Annotated in this window: 12 protein-coding genes; 4 read left to right on the forward strand and 8 right to left on the reverse strand. The window is 54.7% G+C overall.

Features of this window, described 5'->3' with window-relative positions; translation table 11 throughout:
* The first annotated feature begins 252 nt into the window (after positions 1–252).
* On the forward strand, positions 253–1,659 hold the full coding sequence (locus H4Q31_RS17380) for a SpoVR family protein (RefSeq protein WP_281064863.1): 1,407 nt from the start codon (positions 253–255) through the stop codon (positions 1,657–1,659).
* Positions 1,660–1,708: 49 nt separating this feature from the next.
* Positions 1,709–2,647 carry an SDR family oxidoreductase gene (locus tag H4Q31_RS17385; RefSeq protein ID WP_245347152.1) on the forward strand — a complete coding sequence of 313 codons (939 nt, stop codon included), beginning with the start codon at positions 1,709–1,711 and terminating at the stop codon, positions 2,645–2,647.
* A 63-nt stretch (positions 2,648–2,710) separates the two neighbouring features.
* Here the strand turns inward: H4Q31_RS17385 and H4Q31_RS17390 are convergent, their stop codons facing one another.
* The 4 genes from H4Q31_RS17390 to H4Q31_RS17405 form a co-directional block, all read right to left on the reverse strand.
* Entirely contained in the window at positions 2,711–3,112 is a 402-nt protein-coding gene (locus tag H4Q31_RS17390; protein WP_245347153.1) for a LytTR family transcriptional regulator DNA-binding domain-containing protein, read from the reverse strand.
* Positions 3,113–3,127: 15 nt separating this feature from the next.
* Positions 3,128–3,253 carry a cyclic lactone autoinducer peptide gene (locus H4Q31_RS17395; protein WP_185180334.1) on the reverse strand — a complete coding sequence of 42 codons (126 nt, stop codon included), beginning with the start codon at positions 3,251–3,253 and terminating at the stop codon, positions 3,128–3,130.
* Positions 3,250–3,783, reverse strand: coding sequence for an accessory gene regulator B family protein (locus H4Q31_RS17400; protein ID WP_185180335.1), 534 nt, complete (start codon positions 3,781–3,783; stop codon positions 3,250–3,252). Before H4Q31_RS17400 ends, H4Q31_RS17395 begins: the two co-directional genes overlap by 4 nt.
* A gap of 846 nt (positions 3,784–4,629) precedes the next feature.
* On the reverse strand, positions 4,630–6,525 hold the full coding sequence (locus H4Q31_RS17405; protein WP_185180336.1) for an ATP-dependent protease PrkA: 1,896 nt from the start codon (positions 6,523–6,525) through the stop codon (positions 4,630–4,632).
* Between the two features lie 165 nt (positions 6,526–6,690).
* On the opposite strand from H4Q31_RS17405, the gene H4Q31_RS17410 reads away from it, so the two are divergent.
* Both H4Q31_RS17410 and H4Q31_RS17415 read left to right on the forward strand, forming a co-directional pair.
* Positions 6,691–7,467, forward strand: coding sequence for a DUF2161 family putative PD-(D/E)XK-type phosphodiesterase (locus tag H4Q31_RS17410; protein ID WP_185180337.1), 777 nt, complete (start codon positions 6,691–6,693; stop codon positions 7,465–7,467).
* A gap of 35 nt (positions 7,468–7,502) precedes the next feature.
* Positions 7,503–7,808 (forward strand): Rieske (2Fe-2S) protein, encoded by a 306-nt coding sequence (locus tag H4Q31_RS17415; protein ID WP_185180338.1) that lies wholly within the window; start codon positions 7,503–7,505, stop codon positions 7,806–7,808.
* A 55-nt stretch (positions 7,809–7,863) separates the two neighbouring features.
* Here H4Q31_RS17415 and H4Q31_RS17420 read toward each other — a convergent pair whose 3' ends face one another.
* The 4 genes from H4Q31_RS17420 to serC form a co-directional block, all read right to left on the reverse strand.
* Complete coding sequence (locus H4Q31_RS17420) at positions 7,864–9,012, reverse strand: aminotransferase class I/II-fold pyridoxal phosphate-dependent enzyme (RefSeq protein WP_185180339.1); 1,149 nt, start codon at positions 9,010–9,012, stop codon at positions 7,864–7,866.
* 355 nt (positions 9,013–9,367) lie between these two features.
* Positions 9,368–9,613: an AbrB/MazE/SpoVT family DNA-binding domain-containing protein gene (locus tag H4Q31_RS17425; RefSeq protein ID WP_185180340.1), complete on the reverse strand. Its 246-nt coding sequence runs from the start codon at positions 9,611–9,613 to the stop codon at positions 9,368–9,370.
* Positions 9,614–9,794: 181 nt separating this feature from the next.
* Positions 9,795–10,262 (reverse strand): tRNA (uridine(34)/cytosine(34)/5-carboxymethylaminomethyluridine(34)-2'-O)-methyltransferase TrmL, encoded by a 468-nt coding sequence (gene trmL, locus H4Q31_RS17430; protein ID WP_185180341.1) that lies wholly within the window; start codon positions 10,260–10,262, stop codon positions 9,795–9,797.
* Positions 10,263–10,441: 179 nt separating this feature from the next.
* Positions 10,442–11,530 carry a 3-phosphoserine/phosphohydroxythreonine transaminase gene (gene serC, locus H4Q31_RS17435; protein WP_185180342.1) on the reverse strand — a complete coding sequence of 363 codons (1,089 nt, stop codon included), beginning with the start codon at positions 11,528–11,530 and terminating at the stop codon, positions 10,442–10,444.
* Positions 11,531–11,761 lie beyond the last annotated feature (231 nt).

Consider the following 11,761-nt stretch of genomic DNA (forward strand, 5'->3'; position numbering starts at 1 on the left):
CTGCCAAACCGCGTAACTCTTATCCGGCGAGGCGCTCAGCTGACAAGTTACTCTGCCAAACCGCGCAACTCTGCTCCGGCGAGGCGCTCAGCTGACAAGTTACTCTGCCAAACCGCGCAACTCTGCTCCGGCAAGGCGCTCAGCTGGCGACGCTCTGAGTTCCCTTCGCTCGTCCCCCAGTCACGCCTTCATGGATTCCCGCATATACATACGGTGGTACCACTATTGCCTTATGAAGGGGGCTGCTCTCGCATGTACATGTCCCGCAGCGACGAACATAGCGAACTGGAACGGTCCATCGAAGAAATAACCGAGATCGCCCGCGGCTTTGGCCTTGATTTCTACCCGATGCGTTATGAGATTTGCCCGTCGGATATCATCTACACATTCGGCGCTTACGGGATGCCGACCCGGTTCAGCCACTGGAGCTTCGGCAAAACTTTCAACAGGATGAAGATGCAATACGACCTCGGCCTGAGCAAAATTTACGAGCTCGTCATCAACTCCAACCCCTGCTACGCGTTCCTGCTCGACGGTAACTCGCTCGTTCAGAACAAGCTGATCGTCGCGCACGTGCTCGCGCACTGCGACTTCTTCAAGAACAATTCCCGATTCCAGGCCTCGAACCGCAACATGGTCGAGAGCATGTCGGCGACCGCGGAGCGCGTAAGCCATTATGAGATCGAATACGGAACGGAGGAGGTCGAGCGCTTCCTCGATGCGGTAATGGCAATTCAAGAGCATGTCGACCCGCGAATCGTGAAGCCGCAAGGACTGGACAAGAGGCGTTACGCCGAGTGGCATCAGCGCAATGAGAAGGAACGCAAGAGCATGTTCGCCGCCGCTTCGCCATATGACGACCTCTGGTCGCTCGAAGAGCGGGAGAATGAGACCGCAGCCCAAGAACAGAATTCCTCTGAGAACCGCCGCTTCCCTCCAGAGCCCGAGAAAGATCTCATGTGGTTCATTCAGGAATACTCTCCGAATTTGTCCGATTGGCAGCGCGATATCATGTCGATGCTCCGCGACGAGATGCTGTACTTCTGGCCGCAGATCGAGACGAAGATCATGAACGAAGGCTGGGCAACGTTCTGGCATCAGCGCATTATGCGCGAGCTGCCCCTCACCAGCGAAGAGACTATCGAATACGCCAAACTGAACTCCGCGGTGGTGCAGCCTTCGCGAAGCTCGCTCAATCCCTATTATTTAGGTGTCAAAATATTCGAGGACATCGAGAAACGCTGGGGGCGCGAGCGGATCTTTGAAGTTAGGGAGCTGGATTCGGACCCGTCGTTCTTGCGCAATTATTTGACGAAGGAGCTTACCGGCGAGCTCGATCTTTATATTTTCGAGAAGAAGGGACAGGACTGGACGATTACGGAGAAAACGTGGGAGAAGGTCCGCGACCAGCTCGTCTATTCGCGGGTGAACGGCGGCTTCCCCTATCTCGTCGTGACAGACGGGGATTATCAGCGCACCGGTGAGCTGTACTTATCGCATCAATTCGAAGGGACGGAGCTGGATCAGAAATATATTGAGCGCACGCTGCCATACGTCGTTCAGCTGTGGGGCAAACCCGTTCACCTGGAATCGGTCGTCGACGATAAGAAGGTTCTGTTCAACTGCGACGGCAAGAAAACAACCCATAAAATTGTTTAAAAAGGGAGCTGCGGTCGCAATCTACTCCTGAGGAAAGGAGTGGAAAAGTATGACTACCATGACGACTATGACTTCTGAGATCCTAGAGACAGCTTTGACAGCCTCGAACCAGCCCCCTAACGCGCCGGCTCCAAGCCGGCCGGACCGCTTCCCGCCGCAGCATCAGGACCATCAGCCGGGCCTCGAGAGCGATATGCAGCCGCGGCCCGAAGCGGAATCGCCGATCTATAGGCCCGCCGGCAAGCTGTCCGGCAAGGTCGCCGCCATCTCCGGCGGCGACAGCGGCATCGGCCGGGCCGTTGCCATTGCTTACGCCAAAGAAGGCGCGGATGTCGCGATTCTCTACTTAAACGAGTTCACGGATGCGCGCGAGACACAGCGGCAAGTCGAACAAGAGGGCCGCCGGTGTCATATCCTCTCCGGGGATATCGGCGACCCTAACTTCTGCAAGCAAGCGATCGCCGATATTGTTCAGACGCTTGGCAAACTCGACATCCTGGTGAATAACGCAGCCGAGCAGCATCCGATGGACAAGCTGGAGCAGATCACGCCCGAGCAATTGGAGAAGACGTTCCGCACGAACGTCTTCGGCATGTTCTATTTGACGCAGGCAGCGATGCCTCATCTGAAGCCCGGCTCCGCGGTGATCAACACTGCATCGATTACGGCTTACAAAGGCAGCCCGACGCTGCTTGACTATTCCGCGACCAAGGGCGCCATCGTCGCGTTCACCCGTTCCTTGGCGCTGAACGTCGTAGGCCAAGGCATTCGGGTCAATGCCGTAGCCCCTGGCCCGATCTGGACGCCGCTCATTCCTTCCACCTTCGAAGCGAAGCAGGTAGCGATCTTCGGCTCGGATACGCCGATGAAGCGCGCAGGCCAGCCGGACGAACTGGCGCCCGCTTATGTCTATCTGGCTTCCGAAGACTCGTCCTACATGACCGGACAGACGCTCCACGTGAACGGCGGCGCGATTGTGAACGGCTAGCCGGACATGCGAAGACGCCACTTCAGCACAGAGTGCCGAGTGGCGTCTTCTTTAAGTACATAATTACGTCTCAGACAGCTTTCTCTTCCAGAACGCCGGTTTGCTATTCGTTCCGTAGGACTTGTCCTCTTGCTCTTTGACCAGCCCTATCACTTTATGAACGTTAGCTTCCGATACGGTGGCAAAAGGAGTTTCCGCCGTCCAAGGATATTCGAAATACACTTTGCGGGCTTTAGGATCAAAGCCCTTGATTCGACTCATGTTGACCAAGTTAACCCTGTCTAGACGTTCAAACCCTTGACCGCTTAACAGAATCTGGAATTCCTCCATCGTTGAAGGGTAATAATACACTTCGTTTGACGTATGGAATTCCGGGCCGCGTGAGGTAGGTTTAATCGCAATGATATCTTCCATTGCAACTTCGCAGGGCTGTCCGTCTTTATCCAGAAGGTGAAAGAAAGACATCATGCACCTCCCTTCTTACGCACGCTTTAATTCAGCTGGAATCTCAGGGCGATAAACGATCCAAAGACACGCAGTGCTTGCAAACAAAAGTGAGATCAGGCCAAGAACTTGCGCGAAACCGACCAGAACCTTCTTTTTCATGCTTTCTCACCTCCTTCTTTATTCTTGAAGAGCAGTAATACAGATTGAAATAATGAAACTGCAGCTATAGTTGAACTCATAAACATGAAGTTGCTGCCAGCAATTAAGATGGAAATGACTTTGAGAAGAGGAAAATACTTTTCAGGAATTCTCGCGTAGCCTTTAATATTCGCCGGCGCGAAAACTACCATCATTATACAATTTAAGACATTTAAGATAAAGACTATTTTTTCATTTAAATCGAATAAAGGCGCCGAACACATTAAAACGATAGATAGAATCGTACACCAAGAAGATTTGTGCATGTGATAACCGCCCGAGAAGAAGCGCAAACACATAAAGAAGAGCAGCCCTTCGAACGTTGCCAGCGTTTCTCCGGTAAACAAGGATACGATAATGATTAAGAGAGCTGTAAAAGCGGTATGTATTAGAATGATGAGCGAAAATTTCATCATATCGACGCTTGGCGTTTTATCCGGTTCTGCATTCTTAATAGAAGTGGCTATTTGATAAGATAATTTTTCAATCACGATCGATCGTCCTTTCGAACTGAGAAATATAGAAGAACAACCAGAACCACAATAATAATTATCGCAACCGTATACAAATAGGTAGGTATCTTATCAAACGTCAAGTAGAACACATTTGTACCGAAAACAACAATAAGTGCAAGAAGCAGACAAATTAAAAACAATCTATTATCTCGAAAAGATTCCTTATAAAATCTCCCAGAGGACTGGATATAGCTGAACCCTCCTTTTCGATAAATAATGGTCCCAGCAAGCAGAAGCATAACGCATCCTGAAACGCCTTGCAAAAAGAACCCGCTCCAAGTGTAAGTAACGATGTTGTTAAATAGTCCTTCTTTAATAACAATAGTATATATTAACCATTGAACGAGTGTAAAAATAATGTATGATATCACGACCATAATAATTGAATGCAATAGCCGGGTACGCAATATGATAGTTGCCAAAAAAATGAGCAAAACCACATTGACAAGCGGGGCAATATCTTGCAGTGACTCTACTTGCAGCGTATTAGATACGAAAGCTAGAATAACTGACGATATTAAAAACTTCGAGAAAAACTCTTTAATTTGAAAACGGAATAATGCCATGCACAATATAAATAATGACATGCATTCAAAAATGGAAGATACTATGAATGTAAGAAATAACATGACAACCTCCATTATCACAAGTCAATCCGACATTTTTCCCAATATAACATTACTTATTTTATCATATCTTAGTCCAGTTATTAATCCTTTGTTTAAATAAAGTGTACTAGCGGTACAATACTCGTTTGTGCTTAAAGTCTCACTTCACAATAAAAAAAGCCTCCTGAAATATCAGAAGGCAATGAATAAATATTCATCGATTCAGCAGGCTTCCCACATAACGCATCAATTCGTTCGCGCATACCGGGCAGTAGCCGTGCTCGTCGATCAGCCGCTTCGTCACTTCGTTAATCCGCTTGAGCTGGTTCTCGTCCGGCGTCTTCGTCGACGTCGTAATCTTGACGATATCCTTCAAATCCGCGAACAGCTTCTTCTCGATCGCTTCGCGCAGCCGCTCGTGCGTGTTGTACTCGAACTTCTTGCCCTTGCGCGAATAGGCCGACATTCGGATCAGAATCTCTTCGCGGAACGCCTTCTTCGCATTCTCGGACACGCCGATCTGCTCCTCGATCGAGCGCATGAGCCTCTCGTCCGGGTCCATCTCCTCGCCGGTGAGCGGATCCTTCATCTTCGTCCAGTTGCAGTAGGCCTCGATATTGTCCAGGTAGTTCTCGAACAGCGTGCGGGCCGATTCTTCGAACGAATAGACGAACGCCTTCTGTACTTCCTTCTTGGCCAGATTGTCGTATTCCTTCCGGGCGATCGAGATGAAGTTTAAGTATTTCTCTCTCTCTTCCTTCGTGATCGAAGGATGCTGGTCGAGGCCGTCCTTCAGCGCTCTCAACACATCTAGCGCATTGATGCAGGGCAGATCCTGCTTAATCAGCGCGCTGGAGATCCGGTTAATGACGTAGCGCGGATCGATGCCCGACATGCCTTCGTCTGTGTATTCGTTCTGCAGCTCCTTCAGATCCGCTTCCTTGAAGCCTTCGACCTCTTCGCCGTCGTACAGCCGCATTTTCTTCACCAGATCCATGCCCTGCTTCTTCGAATCCTTCATTCGGGTCAGAATCGAGAAGATAGCCGCCGAACGCAGCGCGTGAGGCGCGACATGAACGTGGTTCATATCCGATTGCCCGATCAGCTTGGCATATATCTTCTCCTCGTCGGTCACCTTCAGATTGTACGGGATCGGCATGACGATCATCCGCGATTGCAGCGCTTCGTTCTTCTTGTTGGCGATGAACGCCTTGTACTCCGATTCGTTCGTATGCGCCACGATGAGCTCGTCGGCGCTGATGAGCGCGAACCGGCCGGCTTTGAAGTTGCCCTCCTGGGTTAAAGACAGCAGGTTCCATAGAAATTTCTCGTCGCACTTGAGCATCTCCTGGAATTCCATCAGCCCGCGGTTCGCCTTGTTCAACTCGCCGTCGAACCGGTAAGCGCGCGGGTCGGATTCCGAGCCGTATTCCGTAATGGTCGAGAAGTCGATGCTGCCCGTCAGATCGGCGATGTCCTGCGACTTCGGGTCCGAAGGACTGAATGTGCCGATGCCGATCCGGTTCTCTTCCGAGATTAGAACTCGCTCAACCGGCACGCGTTCGATGTCTCCCTCATATTCGGTGCGCAGCCTCATCTGGCAGGCCGGGCACAGGTTGCCTTCAATACGGACGCCCAGCTCTTGCTCCACTTCGGGCCGAAGTTCGTTCGGGATCAAGTGCAGCGGCTCCTCGTGCATCGGACAGCCCTTAATGGCGAACACGGCGCCACGGTCGGTGCGGGAGTATTGCTCCATCCCTTTCTTCAGCATTGTGACGATCGTCGATTTGCCGCCGCTGACCGGTCCCATGAGCAGCAGAATCCGCTTGCGGACGTCGAGCCTGCGGGCCGCAGAATGGAAGTATTCCTCCACCAGCTTCTCCATCGTGCGGTCCAAGCCGAAGATCTCCCGCTCGAAAAACTTGTATTTGCGGTGTCCTCCGCTCTCCTCCACCCCTTGGGAGACGATCATGTCATATACCCGAGCATGCGCGGTCATTGCCGGAGCCGGATCGCGGCGCAGCAATTCAATGTAATCCCGAAAAGTTCCGGACCACGTCAGCTTCTCACTCTCGGCCCGATACTCGGCAAGTCGTTGGAAGATATCCATGCCGCTACCTCCTCACCTAGTCCTTATCCCGTTGCGAAACGTATTACATACCTATGCGGTTGGGAGGACGATATTGCTCCGAAAAGCGATGAAAAAGCCAAGGTCTGTCCTTCGTGATATAATTTAGGGAGCTGCCATCCCAACGGAACGAGGAGGAAAGATGACGTGGCCGTCAAGCTGGAGACCGAATTGTACCCTCCGATCAAACAATATTTCGCTAGCCGGGGCTATGAAGTGAAGGGCGAGGTTCGCGGCTGCGACCTCATGGCGGTCCATCCGGACATCGAGTCCCCAATCATTGTCGAGATCAAAAAAACGTTCACGCTCCCGCTTCTATTGCAGGGCTTGGACCGTCAGCGCACAGGCGCGGCCGTATGGCTCGCGGTCGAGCGCAACCGCACGAAGAAGGGCGCGCACAATCAGCGCTTCCATGAGCTGTCCGCCCTGTGCGGCAGGCTCGCGCTCGGCTTCATGACCGTCACCTTCTACAAGACGAAGGAGCCGGTCATCGAAGTGTGGCGCGAGCCGGAGGAAGCGATGAACGCCGCCGGCGGGCGCAAGCGCGCCGGGGCGAAGCGGCTGCTGCGCGAATTTGACGGTCGCAGCGGCGACTACAACGTCGGCGGCAGCCTTCGCCGCAAGCTCGTGACAGCCTATCGCGAGCGGACGATTCAATGCGCGCTCGCGCTCGCGTGCCATGGGCAGCTGTCGCCGAGCCAAGTTCGCGACTTGACGAGCATTCCAGGAGCGGCCGGCATTCTGCGGGGCAACCCGTACGGCTGGTTCCGCAACGTGAAGCGCGGCGTATACGAGCTGACGCCCCAAGGCCGCGATGGCCTTCGCGAGTTCGAAGAAGTCACGGCTGTCTGGGCAGCCAAGCTCGAATGGGCCGCCGGTTGGGAGGACGCCTGCCAAGCAAGCGGCGGGCCGTCCGCCTATTGACATCTATACATCCTATCGAAAATGAGGAATCCATCATGAGCAGCGATATCATCATCGGGCCTGCAGGAGCTTACGGGACGTTCCCGGCGCAGATCGAACTGGAGGGCGCGCCTTATTGGCTCGTGCGCGGCGAAGACGGCCGCTATGCGCTGCTGATGGCGATCTGCCCGCATGCCGGAGGCGAAGTCCGGCTCGTAGAGGGCATGTTCTTCTGCCCGCTTCACTTCTGGACGTTCGATACCGCAGACGGATCTTGCTTGAATATGCAGGATGAACGGCTCATGCGCCGAGACGTCGAGGAACGAGACGGCATGCTGTACGCGGTCTCTGCCCCTTATTGAGAGCATCCTTCTTAAGCGGATCTCCGCACGGATCTCTAGCACGAATCTATGCCCCTTACACCCACCGGCCGAGAAATTCCCCCATCGTCTCTGCCAGCCTGGCGACACCGGCGCGTATCTGCCTCTCGTCCGAATGGACGGGGGTCAGCCGAAGCCGGGCTCGCTCGGGATCGGCGGCATAGAACGCGCCCCCGGGCTGGAACAGCAGGCCGTTCTGCCAGGCAGCCCGCAGCAGCGCATCGCTGTCCAGCCCTTCGGGCAGCGCCAGCCACAGATGCATGCCGGCGTTCGGCTCGCGCCATGCCGCCCCCGGCAGCCGCTGCAGCTCCAGCTGTTCGATCAGAAGCCCGAGCTTCGCGCGGCAGACGAAGCGCATCGCGATGAGCAGCGGCTCCAGCTCTTCCCCCTCCATCAGCGACAGCAGCGCGAGCTGCTCCGCCGCCGGCACCCCCTCCGCCCGATTGCGGCTGTCCGTCATTCGTTCCCAGCCGGAAGCCGTCCGTCCGCTCACCGTTACCCATCCGAACCGCAGCCCCGCGATCGTGCCGGGGGGCAGCTCGCCTATCGTCCATACGTCCCCCGCTTGTTCAGCAGTCGAAGCGATTGGGCTGCGGTCCGGCAAGTTCATCTGTTGCGCTCCCGGCCGCGAATCGAACTGCAGGCCGGCTTGCCGGTCATCGATCACCACCGGCACCTCAGCTTCCGCACAGATCTGCAGGAGCGCAAGCCTTCGCTCGTCGCTCCACACCCGACCTTCTGGATCGGTGCCGTTCGGAGCCGCGTAGACGAGGCGCGGACGCAGTTGCTCGATGCTCCGGCTCAGCTCCTCAGGAATCATGCCGAATTCATCCGCCGCGACCGCGTGCACGTCTGCGCCCGCCTTGCGCAAGATGTGAAGCGCCGAGCGGCTCGTCAGGCGCTCCGCGAGCGCGTTGTCGCCGGGAGCGAGCAGGCATCGAGCGGCGCGGTCCAGCGCGGCATCGGCTCCGGGAGCGAGCGCGATGCTCCCGATGTCTTCGGCAGGCGCGAAGAGCAGGCCGTCCGCAGCCAGCTTTTCACGAAGCCGAATGTCCCCCGATGCTGCTCCAGTGTCGCCTGCCGGCTTCAGCCCGCGCGCTGCAGCTGCGCACCTTGCCTCCCATTCGCTCGCGGACAGCAGCCCTTCCTTCGGCCATCCGCCCATCCAGTTAATGATCCCGCCCATGGAAGCCCCCCTCCCGATCTCCGCGCATACGACAAACTTCCCGTTACCATTCTATGCTTCGGGTTTGCAACATTTTGCGTTTTCTTTTTGGCGGGTCTTGGTTATAATATAGGAAGTTAAGTGGAGGTGTGGAAGATGTTTCTAGGATTAAGCGATAAGTTCTGGATTGTCATTCTGGTCTTCGCAATGCTCTTGACCGCGATTCTGACGGCTGCCTACAACGACGACAAGACCAAGGGCCTGTAACACTTTAATGAACGTGAATACTAAGAAAGCACCGGAACCTTCCCCTGCGCGGAGGAGATTCCCGGTGCTTTTTGCTTTCATATGGCAAGCCGTGCCTTTGGCGAGCGAATTAGAGCATGGACTTCATTTCGCTCTGGCAAGACGCGCAAACATAACGATCCTTAAACTCGCCTACGTCTTCCATCGAAGAGCAGAACACGCAGCGCGGGCGATAACGCTCCAGAATAATGTGGTCGCCCTGTACCAAGATTTCGACAGGATCCCCTTCGTTCATTTGATATCTCTTGCGCAATGATTTCGGCAGCACGATGCGGCCGAGCTGATCTACTTTGCGAACAACGCCAGCAGGTTTCAATGCAGTTCCTCCCATTCATTCTATACAGGTAATCTAAGCTAGTGTAGTCCTGAAACCTTAGCCCGTTCTCTAATTTTCGATAGGAAGGATTCAATTCCTGCACGTTTTGCATTTTGCTTAGGATTGTGCAAAATTCGACATATCTCGAGAAAAATAGCCATTCTGCTAACGACTGCCTATATTATCCTTCTAATCCAGGGAAGTTGTTCTGCCGAAGCGCCTCGAACAGAACGATCGCCGCCGAATTCGCCAAGTTCAGCGAACGGACCTTGTCGGTCATCGGAATGCGAATCGCTGTCTCGGCGTGCGCGTCGAGCACCTCTTGAGGCAGCCCCTTCGTCTCCTTGCCGAATACGAACAGGTCGCCGTCCCGGTATTGGAAGTCGCTGTACCTTCGGCTGTTGCGCGTGCTCGTGACGAAGAATCGCCCATCCGGGAACCGGTCCTTCACTTCCTGGAACGAATCGTAATAGGTCAAATGAACGGCATACCAATAGTCGAGGCCGGCGCGCTTCAAGTAGCGGTCGTCCGTGGAGAAGCCAAGCGGCCGGACGAGGTGCAGATGCGCTCCCGTGGCGGCGCAGGTACGTGCGATATTGCCCGTGTTGGCCGGAATCTCCGGTTCGACGAGCACGATATGATAGGCCATGCGGTGCAAGCCTCCTCGGTTCAATCGTTAAAGGATGCAGCGGATATGCGAAGAAGCGATGTAGAGATGCTGCAATAATGATGCGATAATGCACGATAATGATGCCAAACAAAAACCGCGGCACACGGCCGCGATTCTCGTCCGACGCATATGGTCATCTTATCCGAGAGCAACTGCCTTTAGCCGTTGCGGCGCTGGAAGTCTCCCATGAAATCGACCAAAGCCTTGACGCTGCTGAGCGGCACGGCGTTGTAGATCGACGCGCGCAGGCCGCCGACGCTGCGATGGCCCTTAAGGCCGACGAAGCCTTGCGCCTCCGACTCCTTGACGAACTGCTTCTCGAGCTCTTCGGAACCAAGCCGGAACGTCACATTCATGATCGAGCGGCTGCCCTCCTGAGCGCAGCCTCTGTAGAAGCCGCCGCTGCCGTCAATGGCCGTGTAGAGCAAGTCTGCCTTCTCGCGGTTCATCTTCTCCACTGCAGCCGCGCCGCCTTGAGCTTTGACCCAGTTCAGCACGAGGTTGGTCATATAGATGGCGAACGTCGGCGGCGTATTGTAGAGCGAATCGTTCTTCGCATGCGTGCTGTAGCGAAGCATCGTCGGAACAGGGATGGACGGCGTGCCGATCAAATCTTCGCGGATGATCACGATGGTGACGCCGGACGGTCCGAGGTTCTTCTGCGCTCCGGCATAAATAAGGCCGAATTGGGAAATGTTGAGCGGGCGGCACAATATATCGCTGGACATGTCGGCGACGAGCGGTACCGAGCCGGTGTCCGGATAAGCAGCCCACTGCGTTCCTTCGATCGTCTCATTCGACGTGAGGTGCAGGTAGGCCGAATCCGGCGCGACGTTCAGCTCGGCGAAGGACGGAATGCGCATGAACTTATCGGCTTCCGAAGAAGCCGCGACCGCCGTCTCGCCGAACAGCTTCGCTTCCTGGATCGCCTTCGTCGCCCAGCTTCCCGTCGAGACATAAGAAGCGACTTTGCCAGGCTGCAGCAGGTTCATCGGCACCATCGCGAATTGCGTGCTGGCGCCGCCTTGAATGAACAAGACTTTATAATTGTCCGGAATGCTGAGCAGCTCGCGCAGCAGCTGTTCCGCTTCATGGTGAACGCCTTCGTAGATAGCGCCGCGATGCGACATCTCCATGAGGGACATGCCGGATCCGTTGAAGTCGACGAATTGCTCCTGCGCTTGCTTCAGCACTTCAAGAGGCAGCGCGGCAGGTCCCGCATTGAAATTGTAAGCCCGATTGCTCATCCCATTCCCCACCTTGTCGAAATAATGATAGGCTTATCATATCAAAGCGCAAGCGGAACAAGCAACCGAAATTGCGCTTGAAATGTGGAATCTAACCATAATTTCCGAACGAAAGCGGTGTCATTTTTGGAGAATCTTCGTCTTTTCCTTGGAATCGATGTTCCGGATCGCGTATCCGAAAAGCTGTCTGAGCTCGCCGGCCAACTGTCGCGCGAGCTCAGACAGCTTTTC

This window comes from Cohnella lubricantis (assembly GCF_014212015.1).
In the GTDB taxonomy this organism is placed as follows: Bacteria; Bacillota; Bacilli; order Paenibacillales; family Paenibacillaceae; genus Cohnella; species Cohnella lubricantis.

Excerpts from the sequence above, each read along its gene's own strand:
- H4Q31_RS17380 (WP_281064863.1), top strand. The coding sequence starts at position 253 with ATGTACATGTCCCGCAGCGACGAACATAGCGAACTGGAACGGTCCATC.
- H4Q31_RS17405 (WP_185180336.1), bottom strand. The coding sequence starts at position 6,525 with ATGGATATCTTCCAACGACTTGCCGAGTATCGGGCCGAGAGTGAGAAG.
- H4Q31_RS17390 (WP_245347153.1), bottom strand. The coding sequence starts at position 3,112 with ATGTCTTTCTTTCACCTTCTGGATAAAGACGGACAGCCCTGCGAAGTT.
- trmL (WP_185180341.1), bottom strand. The coding sequence starts at position 10,262 with ATGGCCTATCATATCGTGCTCGTCGAACCGGAGATTCCGGCCAACACG.
- H4Q31_RS17420 (WP_185180339.1), bottom strand. The coding sequence starts at position 9,012 with ATGGGCGGGATCATTAACTGGATGGGCGGATGGCCGAAGGAAGGGCTG.
- H4Q31_RS17395 (WP_185180334.1), bottom strand. The coding sequence starts at position 3,253 with ATGAAAAAGAAGGTTCTGGTCGGTTTCGCGCAAGTTCTTGGCCTGATC.
- serC (WP_185180342.1), bottom strand. The coding sequence starts at position 11,530 with ATGAGCAATCGGGCTTACAATTTCAATGCGGGACCTGCCGCGCTGCCT.
- H4Q31_RS17415 (WP_185180338.1), top strand. The coding sequence starts at position 7,503 with ATGAGCAGCGATATCATCATCGGGCCTGCAGGAGCTTACGGGACGTTC.
- H4Q31_RS17385 (WP_245347152.1), top strand. The coding sequence starts at position 1,709 with ATGACTACCATGACGACTATGACTTCTGAGATCCTAGAGACAGCTTTG.